At 43.1% G+C, this 20,755-nt stretch carries 8 protein-coding genes; 5 read left to right on the forward strand and 3 right to left on the reverse strand.

The window, feature by feature from the left end; translation table 11 throughout:
• Window positions 1-174: 174 nt before the first annotated feature.
• The 3 genes from J1N51_RS10025 to J1N51_RS10035 all read left to right on the forward strand — a co-directional run bounded on the left by J1N51_RS10025 (window position 175) and on the right by J1N51_RS10035 (window position 11,874).
• Entirely contained in the window at window positions 175-8,262 is an 8,088-nt protein-coding gene (locus J1N51_RS10025; protein ID WP_208830940.1) for a choice-of-anchor L domain-containing protein, read from the forward strand.
• Window positions 8,263-8,357: 95 nt separating this feature from the next.
• Complete coding sequence (locus J1N51_RS10030) at window positions 8,358-9,797, forward strand: YdgA family protein (protein ID WP_208830942.1); 1,440 nt, start codon at window positions 8,358-8,360, stop codon at window positions 9,795-9,797.
• Between the two features lie 217 nt (window positions 9,798-10,014).
• Entirely contained in the window at window positions 10,015-11,874 is a 1,860-nt protein-coding gene (locus J1N51_RS10035; RefSeq protein WP_208830944.1) for a cation:proton antiporter, read from the forward strand.
• 62 nt (window positions 11,875-11,936) lie between these two features.
• Here J1N51_RS10035 and treF read toward each other — a convergent pair whose 3' ends face one another.
• The 3 genes from treF to J1N51_RS10050 form a co-directional block, all read right to left on the reverse strand.
• Window positions 11,937-13,475: an alpha,alpha-trehalase TreF gene (gene treF / locus J1N51_RS10040; protein ID WP_208830946.1), complete on the reverse strand. Its 1,539-nt coding sequence runs from the start codon at window positions 13,473-13,475 to the stop codon at window positions 11,937-11,939.
• Between the two features lie 3 nt (window positions 13,476-13,478).
• On the reverse strand, window positions 13,479-14,714 hold the full coding sequence (locus tag J1N51_RS10045) for an MFS transporter (RefSeq protein ID WP_208830948.1): 1,236 nt from the start codon (window positions 14,712-14,714) through the stop codon (window positions 13,479-13,481).
• Between the two features lie 160 nt (window positions 14,715-14,874).
• Complete coding sequence (locus J1N51_RS10050) at window positions 14,875-15,882, reverse strand: LacI family DNA-binding transcriptional regulator (RefSeq protein ID WP_208830950.1); 1,008 nt, start codon at window positions 15,880-15,882, stop codon at window positions 14,875-14,877.
• A gap of 205 nt (window positions 15,883-16,087) precedes the next feature.
• On the opposite strand from J1N51_RS10050, the gene J1N51_RS10055 reads away from it, so the two are divergent.
• Window positions 16,088-18,346, forward strand: a complete 2,259-nt coding sequence (locus tag J1N51_RS10055) for a TonB-dependent receptor (protein ID WP_208830952.1) — start codon at window positions 16,088-16,090, stop codon at window positions 18,344-18,346.
• A 224-nt stretch (window positions 18,347-18,570) separates the two neighbouring features.
• Entirely contained in the window at window positions 18,571-20,688 is a 2,118-nt protein-coding gene (locus tag J1N51_RS10060; protein WP_208830954.1) for a TonB-dependent siderophore receptor, read from the forward strand.
• Window positions 20,689-20,755 lie beyond the last annotated feature (67 nt).

The raw sequence follows: 20,755 nt of genomic DNA on the forward strand, positions 1-20,755 counted from the left end.
GAAAAGACTAGGGAATTCCCTAGCCTTTTTATGTCTTCTAATCCATCCCGTAAGATTTCAATATTACCTCTTTGCAGACTCTTATTTGTCTACTAGGCTCTACTAATCTGAACCACATTTAATCTGCCGATTTATGGACGAAACTGCGCTCAATTTTTCAGAGGTAATGCTTTTATGTCGATGCGGCCGTCAGCTACGTTTCAATTTTCGAACCTGTCATTAGTGATATCAACTGTACTGCTAAGTGCATCTATTGGTCTAAACGCAGAAACAACCGGTGCTAATGGTGAAAGTGTCAGTAAAAAAGACAATGTCACTGTAACTACCACAGATATTATTAACGAAATTAGTGGGTCAGACTTGGTCATTTCAAACATTGTCTTTTCTGGAAATGACGTTCAAATAGGTTTGTTTAGAAATTTTGACTTTTTATTTGACCCTAATGGTGTCGAGAGCTTCAATAACGGTGTGATCTTGAGTACCGGTGATGTGGAAGGTGTTGTTGGTAACAATGCTAGCGACAACTTAACCACCCTCAATCAAGGTGGGGGTGCTGTAACAGATAACGACCTCAATGAGTCCGGTTTTGATATCGCCAAACTTACGTTTCAAGTTAATCCTACTTTTGACACCTTAATATTAGATTTCGTATTTGGGTCGGACGAATATAACGAGTACGTATATTCTGGATTTAACGACAAATTAAAAATCAGGGTCGACGACGATACTACGGGGCCCAACCCTTTTGTTGATTGTGCGTTAACTCCTGACGGGCAAGCTTTTAGTATTGACTCAGTAAACCGAAGCAGTGAATTCACACCTGGGAATGGGGCGTCTTCTAACCCAGATTTGTATATTAGTAACGACTTTAGTGATGGCGTCTCTTTTCAAACGCAGATGGATGGCTTTACAAAGCGAGTGACTTGCCGTGCTTCTGTTGTGCCAGGTCAGCCGGCTAATGTTGCCGTGGGTGTGGTTGACGATGGGGACGGTCAATTTGACTCATGGGCTTTTTTTAGAGCGAAAAGTTTGCGCTCAGAGCCTGGTGGTGATTATGGTGATGCGCCAGATAGCTATCAAACGTTGGTTGCTTCTTCAGGCGCCAATCACACTATCAAAGAAGGTGTCTATATAGGTTTGATGCCAACGGGTGACACTGATGGTTATGGTGACGGAGTCGAAGATAGCCCTGGTACAGCAACGGACGATGTTGATGATGGCGTTGATACGTTTCCTCAGTTAGTGGATACCGATTCTTCTTATTCAATCGTTGTAAATGCCACAAGTATTAACGGCTCAAACTCGACTATAGTCGCTTGGATTGATTTTGACCGCGACGGTATTTTTGAGTCAGGAGAAGAAACTTCAGTTGCTGTTCCTTCGGGTACATATCAGCAGGATATTACGGTTACTTGGAGCTCGATACCAGTAAACACTCAAATTGGTGACACGTACGCGCGGATCCGAATTGCAAATGATGGGGACGGTTTAACGACCAGTACGCCAACTGGAAGTGTTGCATCTGGTGAGGTTGAAGATTACAAATTTGTGATTTCTGGCGCGGGGGATGTGACACCTCCGGATGTTGTTATTGATCCGGTCACAGATGTGACAACACCTAATGGGAATTTAACAGCATTTGCAGTCACGGGTTCATGCACGGTTGGTGATGGTGATGTTACGGTATTGGTCTCTGATCAAGATGGCTCTCCGGCTAATATTTCTAGTACCGTTACTTGTAAGTCGAATGGAACCTGGTCGACGTCATTTGACGTGACTTCAATTGACGATGGCCCTAACGCTATTGAAGTAGATGCTTCACAGACAGATGCTCAAGGTAATGTTGGTAACGCTTTACAAGTTACAGCCAATAAAGACATAACTCCGCCGGCATTAACAATAGATAGCCCAAATCCAGCAAATTCGACAAACAGCTCGAGTTATGATGTTACTGGTATGTGTGAAAGCGGCGGAACGTTAGTGACTGTTGCGATTTCAGGTGCTACACCAGCAACTCAAGATGTTGCTTGTAACCTGAGCATGTACACCGCAAATTTTGATGTATCTTCTATTTTGGATGGTGCTAACCAAATCTCAATTAATGTCAGTCAAGATGACAGTGTCGGGAATTCAGCTGCGATTGGAGGCACTGAAAACAAAGACACAGTGAGCCCCCTCGTAACTATTAATGCCCTACCTGCAGCCAACGCTTCTAATCAGTCGACTTACCCTGTATCTGGTTCGTGTACTAGTGCAGATGGCAACGTTACGGTCACCTTACCTGGTGCCCCAGGTAGTCCTAAATCGGTGGCGTGTAGTGCTGGCTCTTGGAGTACAACATTTGATGTGTCGGGCGTTAGTGATGGAACCAACACAATTGCAGTCGATGCCGCTCAGACGGATGCAGCGAATAACACAGGAAATGCAACTCAGCAGACAGCAAGTAAAGATACCGCTGCTCCTGTAGTAACTACAGACACACCTCCTGTTGCTACTCAAGCAAATCAAAACACATACACAGTTACTGGCACTTGTACAACGTCTGATGGCTCGGTCACCGTCAGTATTCCTGGTGCAACTCCGGCCAGTACGGTCGTAGCTTGTAGCGCAGGAAATTGGAGTGCGACTTTTGATGTGTCTGCAATTGCGGATAACACGAACGCTATTTCAGTGAATGCGAGCCAAACAGATTCGTTCTCAAATACAGGCAACGCGACGACTCAACAAGCTAATAAAGATGCAACAGCACCTGTAGTAACCATTAACTCTCTATCAAACGCGAATATTGCGAATTCGAATAGTTACCCGTTATCAGGTAGTTGTTCTTCTGGTGATGGAAACGTAACAGTGACAGTGGCTGGCGCAACACCAAGTAGTCAATCGGTGGCTTGTTCAGGTGGTAGCTGGAGTGCGTCAACAGATGTATCTGCGTTATCTGACGGTGCAAACGTCATCGCGGCAAACGCAAGTCAAACAGATGCGGTGGGTAACACAGGTAATGCAGCTCAACAAACGGGTAACAAAGATACAGTTGCACCAACGCTTTCTATCGATAATGCGCCAACTGATATCACCACGTTGGACCCGATTACGTTAACTTTTAATTTCTCAGAAGACGTAAGTGGATTTACACAAGGCGATATAGTTGTAGTGAACGGCGCAGTAACGAATTTTATTTCAGTTACTCCGCAGCAGTACACAGTTGAAGTTACACCCGATGGTAACGGCAATGTTGATGTGTCTGTCGCTAACAACACGAGTGTGGATAACTTCGCTAACCCTAATCTAGGCGATAGCGTTTTGATCAGTTATGACTCTGATAACGATGGCTTAACGGACAATGTCGAGCTTGCTTTAGGCACAGACCCAAACAACCCAGACTCTGATGGTGATGGTGTCCCAGACGCGGTCGAGGTGGTTGATAGTAACAACCCTGTCGACTCTGATAATGATGGTGTTATTGATGCACTAGACCCAGATGATGACAACGACGGTATTGCAACGTTAGTTGAAGATAAGAACACAGATTTAGATGGTGATCCTTCGACTAATGCGACTGATACCGACGGTGATGGAACGCCAGACTATCTAGATACAGACAGTGACGGAGACAATATCACTGACGTACAAGAAAGTGGTGCGAGTACACTCGATACTGACGGCGACGGAATCGTAGATTCGATTGACGTTGACCAAACAGGGGGCTTAGACCTCAACAATGATGGTGTCGATGATACTGTGATGGCAACCAATACAGATTCGAGTTCGGCCTTAGATTATCTAAATTTAGACAGTGATGGTGATGGTATTCCTGATTTCTACGAGTCAGGTGCGGTATTTAGCGATACTGATACAGATCTAATCGATAACACATTTGATGTCGACCAAACCGGTGGTCCAGATGTGAATCTAGACGGATACGATGATTCTGTATTGGCCCAGGAATCCGATTTAGATGGCTCTCCGGATTACCAAGATATAGACAGTGACAACGATGGTATTCCAGACAATTTGGAGTCGGGAATCGCAAATATAGACACTGATAATGACGGTATTCTTGATGCGTTTGATGTAGACCAGACAGGAGGTATTGACGCTAACAACGATGGAATTGATGACAATGTTTCAAATGCACTGAATGATCAAGACGGTGATGGCATCCCTGATTTCAAAGACATCGATAGTGACAATGATGGTTTGCCAGATGTTATAGAAATGGGCAGCAGTGGTGTCGACACTGACGGTGATGGTATAGACGATGCGTTTGATGTCGATCAAACCGGTGGTGCAGACGCTAATGGCGATGGTATTGATGACGCCTTATCACCTTTCGAACGTGACTTTGATGGTGATGGCACGCCGGATTATCTTGATAACGACAGTGATAATGACGGTGTAATAGATGGTATTGAGGCTGGTGTTGGTGATTCTCCGACTTATACGGATACGGATGGTGACGGAACTCCAGACGCAGTTGATGTAGACCAAACAGGCGGAACGGATGCAAACCAAGATGGCATCGACGATGCGTTTACAGCAGTTGATACTGACGGTGATGGTGCGCCTGATTATTTAGATCGAGATGCAGATGGTGATGGTTTGCCAGATGCAATTGAAGGTAATACCCAAACAGATACAGATGGTGTAGCGGACTATCGCGATTCAGATAGCGACGGCGATGGTGTGCCTGACGGTACAGAAGCAATGGCGACTGGTATCGACAGTGACGGCGATGGAATTGATGATGCATTTGACGTCGATATCACAGGGGGCACTGATGCAAACAATGATGGTGTAGATGACAACATTACCTTTGCAGACAGCGACGAAGATGGTGTTCCTGATTATATAGACAGCAACATTGATACTGACGGCGATGGTTTAAGTGACTTAGAAGAAGGCACTACTGACACCGACAATGACGGGTTAGCTAACTATGAAGATACAGACTCAGACAACGATGGTATTCCAGATTCTCAAGAAGGAATTGGTGATGCCGACGGTGATGGTATTCGTGACTTCGAAGATCTTGACTCTGACAACGACGGTATCTTGGATTCACTAGAGCTTAATACAGACAGCGATGGTGACGGTATCCCAGACTACATAGATACCGATTCAGATAACGATGGTATCGAAGACTCATTAGAGGGGGCTGGTGACTTTGATGGTGACGGTATTCCAGATTATTTAGACAATGACTCAGACAATGATGGAATTGACGATTCATTAGAGGGCTCTGGCGACTTTGATGGTGATGGCATTCCAGATTATCTAGATAACGATGCGGATAATGATGGTATTCCTGATCTCGAAGAAACTGCTGGCGACAGCGATGGTGATGGTATTCCGGATTACCTTGATACCGATTCGGATAACGATGGTATCGAAGACTCATTAGAGGGGGCTGGTGACTTTGATGGCGATGGTATTCCAGATTATTTAGACAATGACTCAGACAATGATGGAATTGACGACTCATTAGAGGGCGCTGGCGACTTTGATGGTGATGGTATTCCAGATTATCTAGATAACGATGCGGATAATGATGGTATTCCTGATCTCGAAGAAACTGCTGGCGACAGCGATGGTGATGGCACGCCTAACTATTTGGATACATCATTAGATGAAGATGGGGATGGCATTCCTGACATTATTGAAACATCAAGCAGTAACAGCGATGTTGATGGTGACGGCATTCCTAATTTCTTAGATGCCGACTCAGATAATGATGGATTAGCTGACCGTGCAGAATATGGTTTATCTGGTATTGACTCGGATAATGATGGCTTAGACGATGTCCTAGATGTTGACGCGACAGGTGGTACTGACGCCAATGGCGATGGTATCGACGATGATGCCGCAGGTATACAAAGCGATAACGATGGAACGTTCGATTTCTTAGACAGAGACTCTGACAATGATGGTGTTCCTGATGCGGTTGAGTACTTCGCGTTACAACAAGACAGTGATAATGATGGTGTGTTAGACGGGTATGACGTTGACCAAACAGGCGGTGTAGATACCAACAATAATGGAATTGATGATGCATTCGATGCTGTGATTACTGAAGGGTTGGACACAGATGGTGACGGAATTGATGATCTTACTGTAATAAAAACCGATGTCGATGGTGACGGTGTGCCAGATTTTAGAGATCCTGACAGCGATAACGACGGCATTGTAGATGGTATCGAAGCAAATGTTGCCTACACAGATTCGGATGGCGACGGAATAGATGATGCGTATGATTCGGATTTTGTCAGTGGCGAGGATGCAAATAGCGACGGAGTCATAGATGCAGTAATGGTCGATACCGATATGGACGGCGTCCTGGATATGCATGATTTGGACTCAGACAACGATGGCCAATTAGATACCGAAGAAGCACCTTCGGTGGATACCAACAATGATGGTATTGCTAATGCAAGTGCTCCTTTGGTTACTGAACCTGTAGATACAGACAACGATGGTATCTATGACTTTAGAGACTTAGACAGTGACGGTGATGGCATTTACGACATTGCTAATACACCAGAACAGGCCTTTGATACGGATGGCGATGGTCAAATTGACTTTGAATCTGATGTAGACGGTGACGGAATCGAAGACACTGTGGATAGTGACATCACTATTAGAGGTGCTGGTGGTAATAATGACGTCGACTTTGATGGTGCGGTCAATGCCATCGATAACGATGACGATAATGATGGCATCTCAGATATCCGTGAAGGTAATGCCGACAGTGATGGCGACACGGTTATTGATAGCCGAGATGCCGACAGTGATAACGATGGTATTCCTGACTACATAGAGACAGACCGTCCACCTGTTACGGGCTTAGACAGCGACTTTGACGGTATCGATGATGCCTACGATGTAGATGCGACAGGAGGTCAAGATCTTGATAAAGATGGCGTAGATGACATTTATGCCATTGTTGATACGGACGGTGACGGCACACCAGATTATTTGGACACTGACAGCGATAACGATGGTTTGTCAGATACTGAAGAGCAGGCTGCTGTTCCATTGCTAAATCGTGACGAAGACAATGATGGTATCGACGATGCAATTGACGTCACTTACACAGGTGGCCGTGACGTTAACCGCGATGGTGTAGATGATGATCTGTTAAAGACCTCTGACGCGGACGGAGATGGATTATTAAACTATCGAGATACAGACAGTGATGGTGACGGTATTGAAGATGGTGCAGAAGGAAATGGCGATTCAGATGGTGATGGCATATTGGACTCTGATGACAGTGACTCTGACAACGATGGCATTGAAGATGTTCTCGAAGGCAATGGCGATACTGATGGTGACGGTATTCCTGATTACTTAGACCTAGATAGTGACGGAGATGGAATTTCAGACGCAGTAGAAGGAACTCGCGACTCTGATGGTGACGGCATTTTAGACTCAAAAGAAGTAGATGCAGACAACGACGGTATTCCGGACAATGAGGAAAATGGTGACTTCAATGGAGATGGCATCAATGACCGTTTACAAGCGTTTAAACAAGTTGAATCGACTTATACAGGAAGCGGCTCTATGACAAGCTTTATGGTATTACTGATGGCTATGTTTGCAATTTGTAAAAGGGGAGTGTCAATACCTTTTCAAAAAGTCATTGCACTTTCAGTCATTGCGCTAATAGTGGTCGCACCTGCTACTACTTTGGCAGCAAAGTCCGAATCAGGTATCGATAATGTGGGGCAAATGCAACTAAACGATTGTCGCCGCTTAGATAACAGGGACGATTCGTTAGGGTGTTGGTATGTGACATTTGGAATGGGTCAGGGTTTTGTTTACCCTGACCAAAACGACACTATTTGGCGAGTATATGACAACGGTGATTTAGCTTATGGATTGACTGTCGGCTATAGCTTTTCGCCTCAATGGTTTACCGAGCTAAACTACACCGACTTTGGTGAAGCAAGTTTGTATAGTCGCAATCCAAGTATCAGCCAGGACCTATTAGTATCTTATGAAGGCTTTGGTGTTGATCTAGGGTATTGGCTGTGGGAGCGAAGTTCTGAGCTTAACGTCTATGTGAAAGCCGGTGCTGGCTTCATAGATACGACAGCAAATCTGCCTGAGCACCATCGTCAAGTCGAATCGACCCAATTGAGATTGGGTATTGGTGCTCAGTGGAATATATCAGAAGATTGGTTTTTCCGGGCCGAACACACGCGCAACGACAGAGATGCGAGAATGACGAGTATCAGTATTGGATACCTATTCGATAACGATTAAACACTATTTTAAAATAGTAAAAATAAGGCATAATGACTGCTCATAATTAAACATATCTAATCAATTCTTAATATTTGTATATACAAGGATGTGAAATGAGCAGTCTCAAAACTGGCCTATCAGTGGTAGCCGCAGCTGTTGTAGGAACAGCACTAATCGCACCAACGTTTGTTGGTATGACGTTAGAATCTAAGGTAAAAGAGCGCGTTGAATTAATAAATAATTCAGCGGGTTACGACGCCGAAATTGTTGAATACAAAAATCAATGGTTTTCTTCTTCCGCTAAAATCCAACTTACCTTGGACTTAACAGCAGGTAATGCAGCGACACCTGACGCTGAAAATATTGAATTAGATCCTATTACCGCTGTAATTGACTTGGATGCTGCTCACGGACCTGTGATCTTCAACGATGGTTTGCAATTAGACTGGGTAGCGTTAACTGCCAAAGTAGATGGTAAATCAGTGTCATCACATATCACAACAGAAGCAGAGCAACCTCTGTATTCTTTCAATTTAAACGCTTCATTATTGGGTAACTTTGACTTTAATGACAAGATGGCCCAGTTTGATTTTGATTGTTCAAGCTGTGAAACACCATTGCAAGTTGCAGTAAAAGAATATGCGGGTGCTGGTTCGTATGATGGTCAGAACTTTGAATATTATGGTATGGGTGGAGACTCTACTTTCGACTCTCCGTCAGGCGAGTTGTCTTTCTCTGGGGTTGCGTTTGACCTGACAGCCCAAACAACAATCGAGAAGTTAGTGTCGATGAATCTGTATGATTCAGAAGGCAGCATCACTATGAAAAACCTGACTTTTAATGGTATTGAAGGTAAGCCACCTGTTGTATTAAATGAGCTTGCAGTAATTACCAAAACTGATCTTAACGATGACACGGGTTTAGCAGACATGATCGTTGGTTATAGTTTAGAAGAGTTCAAAGATGGCACTAATGACGGTTCTGATTTCGATTTAGAAATGACATTCAAGCAAATCGACAGTAAGTTCTTTGTTGCCTATGAAACATTTTTAAAAGAAAGCCAAACTGCAATAGAACAAGGTACGGATGCTAAAGCGGCGGCTGAAACATTTGTTGATGTTGCAGTGCTTGATCTGTTAAAAGCAGAGCCAAAAATGGATATTACTAAGTTAAATGGTACGCTTCCTCAAGGTAGCTTTAGTGGCTCAATGGCGTCTCAGTTAATTGGTATTGAAGCCATTCCAGACCAGATGGACGATCGCAAATTTTGGTTGAGCCATACGGTTGCTGATGCAGAGTTAGAAGGCGACAAGTCGTTGTTTGAACACTGGGCTGCACTGACCGTCGCATCACAAATTCGCGCTAACCCTCAAGCTAAAGACATGCCAGAAGAGCAAATCGTGATGATCGCTCAGCAACAATCTGCAACAGTACTGTTGTCACTTGTTCAGCAAGGGCTGCTTGTCGCAGAAGAAAACAAGTATCGCTCAACGGTTTCATTGAAAGACCTAGCGTTAACAGTAAATGGCAAAGCGATGCCTTTACCGTTTTAAAGCATAAAGATATTGAAAGGCTTAAGCGCAACGTTTAAGCCTTTGTTTCATTTACTTAATAAATCTCTTTCTTCTTTTTACCTGCAATTAAAAAAATGATCCTAATTGGATGAAATTTCGTTAGTTTTAGCTATTCTTTTGTCATTGCCTTTTCAAACGCAGGGTCGTATTCTTGCGGCGAAATCACCTAATTTGGGTGTAACTAATGGAAGTTATTATGATTGATTCAACCATGGCTTTAGTTATTGTCGGTTTGTTATCTATTGGCTGTCAGTTTTTGGCTCACAGGGTTAAATTACCTGCAATTTTATTTTTACTGGTCGTCGGTATTATCGTAGGGCCTGTTACTGGCGTTCTAAATGCCGACAGTATTTTTGGTGATCTGTTATTTCCTGTCGTCTCACTATCAGTTGCGATTATTTTATTTGAAGGGGCGTTAACACTAAAGTTTTCCGATATCAGTGGCCATGGTGCCATGGTGCGAAACCTCTGTAGTGTAGGTGTTCTTGTAACCTGGCTGGTGGCGACGCCTTTGGCTTATTACACTTTGGATATTTCTTGGGGTCTAGCCGCGTTATTCGGTGCCATAGTCACGGTCACTGGACCGACTGTAATTGTCCCCATGTTGCGTTCAGTTAGACCGAAAGGAAATGTCTCAAATATTCTGCGTTGGGAAGGTATTGTAATTGATCCAATCGGTGCTTTGTTTGCGGTACTTGTATTTGAGTTTGTGTTAACTCAACACAATGCTTTGGAGCACACACTGTTCGCATTCGGTAAAACCGTGGGTGCGGGGCTGTTCTTTGGTGCAGCGTTTGGTTACTTTATGGGCTTAGCGTTACGCCACGATGTATTTCCACATTATCTAAAAAATACAGCTGTATTGACCATTATGCTGGGCTCTTATGCGATTTCAAATGCGCTTGCTCATGAGTCAGGTCTATTGACGGTTACCGTGGCGGGTATCATGCTTGCAAACATGAAGAACGTTGATGTTGATGATGTCTTAGAGTTTAAAGAGACCTTAAGTGTGTTACTGATCTCGGGCTTGTTCATCTTACTTGCAACCCGCATAGACTTTAATGCAATTCAAGCCGTTGGTTTAGGCGCAGTCGTGGTGATTTTGGGTATTATGTTCGTTGCCCGTCCGTTATCCGTTTTCATTTCATCAATAGGAACGGGACTAGCACAAAAAGACCTAATGCTATTAAGCTGGATTGCACCACGCGGTATCGTTGCTGCTGCTGTATCGGCACTGTTTTCAATTAAGTTAGAAGAACAGGGCTTTGCGGGCGCCGATCTGTTGGTACCAATGGTCTTTTTGGTGATCATCTCTACGGTTGTTGTACAAAGTTTAACTGCAACAAAAGTTGCTGATTATCTTGGAATTCGAGACCCAGAGCCTCGTGGTTTCTTAATGTTTGGGGCCAATGACTTTTCAAAAGCGTTAGCACTCGAGCTTAAAAACAATGATGTCGAAAGTATTATTGCCGACACCAACTGGGACGCGATCAAAAAAGCACGAATGGATAATGTCAGAACTTATTTCGGAAACCCGATTTCTGACCATGCCTCTCGTCACTTAGACTTGACGGGTATCGGTAATGTATTAGTGCTGTCACCATACCGTCAGCTAAATCCAATGGTTATGACTCACTTTGAGCATGAGTTAGGTAAAGATGCAGCAATTTTAGGTTTGACGAGTAACGACTCAACTAAGCACCAAAGTCACAAGATCAGTGAAGAGTTTGCTAAAAAAATGGGGCTATTTTCTGAACAAGCGACCTATGGCTATTTGATCAGCGCGATGAAAAAAGGTGCAGTCATCAAAACGACAGCGATCAGTGAAGAGTTCACCTATCAAGATTATCTTGCTCAGTATGATGACAACTTATTACCTTTGTTGTCTATCAGTGAGAAGAAGGTGGCAGTATTTACAACCGGTAAGAAGTTTGAGCCTAAAGCAGGGTGGCGAATTGTCAGTTTGATACTGCCAAGCGAAACGCCAAAAGAACACCAGCCAAAACGTCGTAAATCAGACCAAGACGCAGAGACGGAAACGAACCTTCCGGGTTAAGAATAAAGGCCCCTCAGATACAATCTGAGGGGCCTTTTTGCAGTATTAAAATCACAGACTAATTAATTATTCTGGTTCAGAAGCGCCTTAAACTCAATACAGACGCCATTTGTCCAGCCAAAGCCAGCCTGAACTTCATACTCTCCTCCACCGGCGAGTAAGTCAGGATCAACGACGTTGTATTTTTCCATAACTTTTCCGGTCGTTTTAAAACCCGTTTCTACTGTGTCTAGCCATCGCGTCATGATTTCTTTAGCGAGTTCGTTTTGGCCGTAGTTTAATAACCCTTTTACAGTAAACCATTGCAATGGTGCCCAACCATTTGGACTGTCCCACTGTTGTGATGTCGAACAGGTTGTGGTGACCAAGCCACCTGGCATTAAAAATTGATTATTAATGTGTTTAGCAACTTTGCTCACTTGGGTTTGAGTTGCAATGCCAATGAATAAAGGTAAAGAGGCTGCCAATGATGAAATACTCGTTTGGACTTTTGCGACAAAGTCATAATCAAAATAAAATCCTTGGTTTTTGTTCCAAAAATATCTATTGATCGCCGCCTCTCGTCGACTTGCGAGCGTAGTGTAGTGCTCAGCGCATACGTTATTTTGAACACGTAGGTAAAGTTCGGCGATGGTTTGCTCTAGCTTTAACAGCAGACAATTTAGGTCCACAGGCAAAATATGGGTGGTTTGAATACTCAAAAGTGACTCTGGGTCATTGAGCCAACGAGAACTAAAGTCCCAACCGGACTCGCATCCAGCACGAATATTTCGATATAGGTTAGGGCGAGCCGCTTCATTTAATTTTTCAGCTAATTCTTTGTCCTCTGAGAAGGATTCAGGTCGAGGGGTCGCCTCATCGTCCCAATATCGATTAAGCAAAGAACCATCAAGCAAGCGGACCACTCTGTTAATGGCATTGTTATTTGAATCTAGCTGGTTTTCACCTTTCATCCAAAATTGATACTCATCCTCCAAACCTTTGAGCCAGTGTTTGATTTGTTCTGGTGTAAGTTCTTGTTTTGATTCTTGAACAAGCTCCATTAATTGCTCAATCATCAACGCCAATACCGGAGGTTGTGAGCGTGATAAATAGTAATAACGGTTACCATTTGGGATCAGGCCATGACTGGACTGAATATCGATAAAGTTATTTACCATCGCTTTAACTAGCTCAGTTTTACCTGCTCTAATAAGCCCTAATGACGTAAAATAGCTATCCCAGTAATATATTTCTCTAAAACGGCCACCTGGAACAATATAAGGATGTTTTAAAGGGATAAGCGATATTGAACTTTCGTTAAATTGTGCGCCTTGTAACAACTCCCACATAGCCTCGAAATAGCCATCAAGGTGTTGTGATTGGCTATCATCCGTTAGCTCTTTTGGTTCGTCCAGCTTAAAGTGTTGTTGGACAAATTCATTCAAGTCAAAATCTGCTGTCTTTGATTGGGCAGTATAACGCTCTAAAATCTCTTCTATATCCACCTTTGGAATTGCATCGGCAAAAGTTTTGCTGTCCGAAAAGAGGTGCTGTGATTGGACTCGACGAAACAATTCTGAGCCGAAAAACACAGAGCATTGGGTATGTGTTGCTTTCATTAATTAAGCCTCCGTTACGTTTGGCAGGCGCGTCTTTTTGTAAAACAGTGAGACCGACAAAAACAACAAAACAATAGGTACAATGGACAGATAAAAAGCTGTTTGACCACCAAATTTATCGAAAGTAAACCCTGTAATAATCGAGCCTGTGGTGCCACCGAGCGCGGAAAATACCACAATCAAACCTGTCATCGCGGCATGTTGATGTTTTTCTAAACTGGACAACATGACAGAATTTAAAAGTGGATAGATTGGCGCCATAAATAGACCAATAAGAGGTAATAAAAACGCCACAAACGGAACATCAAACACAGACTTTATCGACTGGGCCGAATAGTCTGCAGACAGAGGCACAGTTAGTAAAATGAGCAATGACATGGCCGCCAAACACACAGTCAAAAAGACAAACCAGCTCACATATCGCAAAACAACCCCAGCTAAAAGTCGACCTACCGCCAGAGCCCCAGCAAAAATAGAAGTTAACTGTACGCTAACATCAGTCGGTAACCCTAAAACCTGATTGTTAAATGTCGGAAGCCATGTACCTATGCCTTGTTCGATGAGTACATACAAAAAGATTGAAATAATAAAAATCAAAATAAGTTTGTCTAAACTCAGTTTGAGCATGTCAAAAAATGCTTGGGAAGGTGATTGTTTGGTTTCAATAGCCGGTATTGAAATAGGTGAAAAGCTCACAAATAACAGAGCAACCACTGCTAATAAAGCCAAAATATAATACACGTTGAGCCACTCAAGAGAGCTAGTGTCATTTGGATCGACAAACAGGCTGAATAACCAATACCCAGATAAGCTACCTAGCATGAAAATACCTTCTACGGTATTTAACAGCGATGAATGCTGCTCAGCAGAGTCGGTCAGCTGACCAATAATGGCATAAACTGCAACTTTAACGAGCGCAAAGGACACGCCTATTAAGGCAAATAAGAGTTGAATAGAGCCGAAGCTTGCCATGAGTGCACTGTTCAATGAACCTATTGTGACAGCGATGAGCGCGATAAAAAGGGCAATTTTATAACCAAGCCGAGGGATCAAAGAGGCAATAAAAAACGAAGCAAATGCGATAGATAAGTCTTTAAAACCCTCAAGTGAGCTGGCTTCGGTTTTAGAGACGTCCATAGAATTTATCGCCTGCAAAATAACGGTACCAACGCTATTGAGCAAAATAGCAAACAAAAAATAACAGGCCGATATAGCAATGATTATACGAATTCGAGACATAGCTCACCCTCAATACTGATTTGATCTAAGCATATCGAGCAAATTATATTTTTGCAATCGTTTGCATGGTTTTGCAATCAATAACCTATTATTGGCAATATGATCAGGCCTAATGACTTACTGTAGTTCTTAAAAGCTCTAACTACCTGATAAATTGAGATTAAGCACGAGTCGAACTGCGCTTAATCAGCTCAATATCGACAAGCTGCGAGGCCGTTTCTTGCTCATTAAATTGATTTAGTAGTTGTTGAACCATCAGTTTAGACGCTGTTTTGGTGTCTTGTTTAATGGTGGTTAGAGAGGGGTGTAGCAATTCGGCAAGTACAATATCATCAAAACCAACAATGCCGACTTCTCCTGGGATGTTAATATAACGCTCTTTCAGGGCTTTCATTGCACCTAGCGCAACCATGTCACTGGTTGCGACAATCGCATCAAAAAACAAACCCTGTTTGAGGATCAATTCGTTGATTTTGTTATAGGCAGAGTTGCTCGTAATGTCGATGGGTACGACTAATTCCGGGTCATGAGGAAGACTCGCTTCAGTGAGAGCTCGTTGATAGCCTTTGTAGCGCTGAGTCATTTCGGCATGTTCCGCATCACCCAAAAATAATACGCGCTTGGCTCCACCGGAAATCAGGTGTTGCGTTGCAAGATAACCACCTAGCTCGTTATTACTGCCGACAATAGGATAATTAGACTCGGTTAGCGGATCACCCCAAACAACAAGAGGAGCATTGTGGGCGGCCAGGTTATCCACTTCGACCGAGCTTTTACCTTGCCCGATGACAATTAACCCGTCAACGCGGCTGCTTTGAATGAAGTAGTTGTACCAATCACTCGTTGCCATATGAGAATTAGACAGAAGAAGTTCGTAACCTTGCTCGTTAAGTGCCTCGTTTAAATCACCAACCACTTTTAACAAAAATGGGTCACTGATACTTTGAGCTGTGTTGTCCGTTAAGTTGAGAATGACACCGACGACGTTGGTTTTTTGGGTTCTTAATCGGCTGCCGGCGGTATTAACACTAAAGTTGTGCTGTTTTGCTAGAGATTGAATACGGTCTCTGGTTTCTTGCTTGATCACTGGGTTGTTTTTTAAAGCTCGTGATACGGTAGACGTCGATACGCCAGCTAATTCGGCAAGTTTTACGATATTCATCTTCATAGCGCAGGTTACTTTGTAATTTCTGTTCGGATTATTTTCATTCTACCTTCGTTTTGTCGTGACTTCCTAGTGGTTGATGCAAACGATTGTAAAAAACTATTGCAAACGTTTGCATTTGTTTTTAAGGTAGTGTTCGAAAATAAAAACAGCTCATAAATCGAACAAATATTAACAACAGTCAAATTTCAAGTTGGGAGAAACCTCAATGAACAAGTTGCACAAATTAAATGCTGTGTTCAGTGCCGTAGCCTTATCTTTAATGGCAGCACCAGCACTAGCAGAAGAGTCAAAAGACAAAGAAAAAAACGTAGAAGTCATCGTCGTTAGTGGTACACCAGGTGGTGTAGGGATCAGCAAAAAAGACGCAAGTTTTGCTATTACTAATGTAGACGCAGATCTAATCGAAAAGATTTCACCAAAAAGTACCGCAGATTTATTCAAAGCCGTGCCTGGTATTTGGGTAGAGAGCTCTGGTGGTGAATCTGGTGCTAATGTGTTTGTTCGAGGTTTCCCGGCAAGTGGTGATGCGCCATTTTTAACCTTGAGCATTGAAGGCTCTCCTATTTATCCAGCCCCGACCTTGTCTTTCCTAGAAAACTCGTCGATTTTCCGAATCGACGAAACCATCGAAACAATGGAAGCGTTGCGCGGTGGTCCAAACCCAGTGGTATCAAATGGCCAACCAGGATTAACAACTAACTTTAGACTTAAGCGCGGTGGCCCAGATACAGCTGCCTTGGCTAAATACACCACTTCAGATTATGGCCTACAGCGTGCTGATTTAGTACTAAGTGGCGAGCTTTCTGATGATTTGTACTACATGATTGGCGGTTATATTAAACGCTCGCCAGGAATTCGAGATGCGGGCTTTACTTCAGAAGACGGCCAACAGGTTACCATTAATTTGACCCGCGAATTCGATAAGGGTGAAGTTAACTTCTATAGCCGAATCACTGACGACACAGGAACATGGTACCTACCGACTCCACTTAATGTTGAAGGTGTTGATGCGGGATACACGCAGCTTGGTACGTTGAATCGTCAAGCCAAATTGTACTATGGTGCGAATAACGAATCTGACATATTCGATTTTGGGGAAGGTCGCGGTTGGAAAGGCCATGTGACAGGCGGTAGCGTCAAGTTCGACCTTGGTAATGGTTGGAATATCATTGACCGCTTTAGTTTAACATCGGGTGATGCGAATACCTTTGGATTAGTGCCTGAAGGTGCAGCAACCAAACTAGCCAATGTCGCCGACAACGGTGAATCTGCAACCGGTGCTGTGACTGGCACTGTTTATGGCGCTGACACTGACGTTCAACAAATTGGTCGTTGGGTTGTGTTAAAAGATATCCGTGCTTTTACTAACGATCTTGCATTGAGTAAATCATGGGATAACTTGTCTACGTCGGTTGGTTTGTACACTGCATCGACCTCTGCTAACGATTGGTGGTCACTGGGTAACCAGGCTTATCACGTGCTTGAGTCTGGTGGCGAAATGCTCTCAGGCATAGAGTGCAACGATGCAATTGAAGGCTGTACTTGGAACTACGACATTGCATCGACAGGTGATGCTCGAACTCGTGCTCTTTATGCAACTGCTAGTTACATTATCAATGAACAACTAACCGTCGACGGTGGTATTCGTTCAGAAAATCACGTTGTTGAATATAGTGTTGATGAAGGTTTAGACGGTCAAATTACTAAAGCACTATCTTACGACGAATCTAAAACATCATGGACGTTAGGTGCTAATTACTCAATTGATGAGTCTAATGCGGTATTCGCTCGAGTAAATAACGGCTATAAAATGCCTTACTTCGATGACTTCCGAGATAATTACGGTGCTTACACTTCAGGCCAAAACCTGATCAAAGAAGTATCGCAATTAGAAGTTGGCTACAAATATATGACCGATGCAATCCAAGCATACACCACTATATTTACCAATGAAGTCCAAGGTGACACTTTTGTACGTCGTCCTGGTGTACCAGCCGAAATTCTTACAAATGAGGCGATTGGTGCCGAGTTTGATGTGAACTTCACAAATCAGGAAGGATTTAACGTCAACTTAAATGCGACGGTTCAGGACACTGAAATCACTGCAAGTGCGACTAACGAAGGTAATGAATCACAACGTCAGCCTGGTTGGCAGCTGCGTGTGACGCCGAGTTACGCATTCGAGCTTGAAAACCAACAATACCTTACGGTATACGGTACAGTGACATCAGTAGACGACCGTTTTGGTAATAACGAAAATACCGTTGTCCTTGATGGATACACTAAAGTTGATTTAGGTTTGTTATACGAGCCAACTGATCAAGTTAAATTGCAACTTGCCATCGATAACGTATCCGACAAGCTAGGCATTACAGAGGGTGATCCGCGTAACCCAGCGGCTCCGAATGGACGTTACATTATGCCACGCAGCATCAAGCTAAGCGTGACATATCAAATGTTCTAAGCATCACACTCTTAATAATCAAAGCCACTTCACTTGAAGTGGCTTTTTGGTTTGGGACTTTAAATTGGCTATTACAAAGCTTGAAAACAAGTGTAAATGAGAATTGTTATTATTTAGCTTTACAAAATGCTTCCTTTAAAATATGATAATGCGAATTGTTCTTATTTGTAATTTTATTTAAGAACGTTTAACCATTTTTACGATCATTTTTGGAAGGAAAAGTAATGCAAGCTTTTAAAATCAATGCAGTGTGTGCTGCGACGATTTTTGCGATGTCAAATTCGGTATATGCATCAGAAACAGTCGATACAGACAAGATTGAAAAAATCGAAGTTAAAGGCAGTTATATCGAAGGTTATGGTGCAGATGACGTAAACGGCGCGTCGCGATTAGACCTCAAAATGGTCGAAATCCCGCAGTCAGTATCGGTAATTAGCTCTACACAGCTTAAAGATTTCCAATTAAATGATATTAATTCGGCACTCGATACCGCAACGGGTGTCAGAGTTGAACGTATCGAAACCGACCGTACTTACTACACTGCGCGTGGTTTTGATATTACTAACTTTCAGGTTGATGGTGTTGGCTTGCCATTGATTTCAGGTAACAACCACGCGGATGAAGATACCGCTATTTACCAGCGTATCGAAGTAATCCGTGGCGCAAATGGTTTGATGACTGGGGTAGGTAACCCTTCAGCAACGGTTAACTTTATCCGTAAGCGCCCTACCGCTCAGCAAGACATTGATTTAAATATCACTAAAGGTTCTTGGAACAAAACTCGAGTAGAAGCGGATTTCTCTACCCCAGTCACTGATAATGTTGCGTTTCGTGTTGTAGCTGTAAAACAGCGCAATGATTCATATTTGGATCGCTACTCGCAAGATAAAACGGTCGCATATGGCTTTTTAGAGGTAAACCTTTCAAAAGATACTCAATTATCTTTTAGCCACACCATCAATGACAATGACGCGACTGGCAATAACTGGGGCGCAAACCCACTGTTTTACACAGATGGTACGGCTACGAACTATGATGTGGGCACAAACACATCAGCCAATTGGGCGTATTGGGACGTTAAGCGTAGCAATACTGTCGTAGAGTTTACTCATTTTATTAATAATAACTGGGATTTACGTGCAACTTACTCACGTAAAGAGACAGACGAAGACTCAGAGTTGTTTTACGTATACGGCACTCCAGATAAAACAACTGAGTTGGGTTTAATGGGTTATGCCAGTGAATATGACCACAACGATGATCACAACTTATTTGACGTTTATGCCAAAGGAAACTTCCAGTTGTTCGGTCGCGATCACCAAGTTGTTGTCGGTCTTAGTCATGCTGATATGGAATACGAAGATATTTCGTTATATGACTACTCAACGCCTTATGGCTTTCCAGCTGTTCCTGCTTTACCTACATGGGATGGAAATACACCTAGACCAACTTTTAACGATGGGCTGACTGGTGCAGAAATCGAAACTACTCAAAAAGCAGCGTATTTCACAGCTCGATTAAACTTAGCGGAAGGTTTGCACACTATCGTTGGTGGTCGTTTTAACGATTGGGATGTTCAAGGTCAAAGCTATGGGGTTGTCCAAGACCGCGGTGATAATGTATTCATTCCTTATGTAGGTGCGGTTTATCAAGTAACACCAACTGTATCTGCATATGCGAGCTACACAGAAACCTTCTTATCACAGACCGAACTCGACATTAACGATAAAGTACTAGACCCAATTACTGGTGAGAGTGCTGAAATCGGAGCAAAAGCAGAGTTATTTGAAGGTCGTTTGATTGCTTCAGTAGCGTACTTCGATGTTAAACAAACCAATGTTGCCAAATTAGACCCTGCAACTGCTGCATTAGGCCCAGATGATCAACGTTACATTGGTACAGATGGTATCAGTAGCACGGGTTATGAGCTTGAATTAGCTGGTCAAATTGGTGATAGCACAAACATCAGTTTTGGCGTGACCGACTTTGAAGTGGACGGTGATGAGACTGTAAAAGGTTACACCCCAGACACATTGATTAAACTAGCGATCACTCATGACGTTACTGCCATCGAAGGCTTGACGTTAGGTGCTAATGCAAACTTTCAAAGTGACATTAGCCGAATCCAAGGTGCCTTACCAAACGGTGCAAGTATTGTCACAGAGCAAGACGCTTACACACTTGTTAATTTGATGGCTAGCTATCAAATCAATGACAAGATCAGTGTTGCCCTAAATGCCAATAATGTGACAGATGAAAAGTACATTAACAGCTTGTACTGGGCACAAGGGTATTACGGTGCACCATCTAATTACTCTGCAACGGTTAGCCTTTCTTTCTAACTTATTCTTGAAGCAATTGGGCGCACTGTGAGTTAAATCACAGTTGTGCCCTTTTTTCGTATATGGA

This window comes from Psychrosphaera ytuae (genome assembly GCF_017638545.1).
Lineage (GTDB): Bacteria > Pseudomonadota > Gammaproteobacteria > Enterobacterales > Alteromonadaceae > Psychrosphaera > Psychrosphaera ytuae.

Coding starts and splice junctions, on each gene's coding strand:
- J1N51_RS10025 (WP_208830940.1), top strand. CDS start 175: ATGTCGATGCGGCCGTCAGCTACGTTTCAATTTTCGAACCTGTCATTA.
- J1N51_RS10030 (WP_208830942.1), top strand. CDS start 8,358: ATGAGCAGTCTCAAAACTGGCCTATCAGTGGTAGCCGCAGCTGTTGTA.
- J1N51_RS10035 (WP_208830944.1), top strand. CDS start 10,015: ATGATTGATTCAACCATGGCTTTAGTTATTGTCGGTTTGTTATCTATT.
- treF (WP_208830946.1), bottom strand. CDS start 13,475: ATGAAAGCAACACATACCCAATGCTCTGTGTTTTTCGGCTCAGAATTG.
- J1N51_RS10045 (WP_208830948.1), bottom strand. CDS start 14,714: ATGTCTCGAATTCGTATAATCATTGCTATATCGGCCTGTTATTTTTTG.
- J1N51_RS10050 (WP_208830950.1), bottom strand. CDS start 15,882: ATGAAGATGAATATCGTAAAACTTGCCGAATTAGCTGGCGTATCGACG.
- J1N51_RS10055 (WP_208830952.1), top strand. CDS start 16,088: ATGAACAAGTTGCACAAATTAAATGCTGTGTTCAGTGCCGTAGCCTTA.
- J1N51_RS10060 (WP_208830954.1), top strand. CDS start 18,571: ATGCAAGCTTTTAAAATCAATGCAGTGTGTGCTGCGACGATTTTTGCG.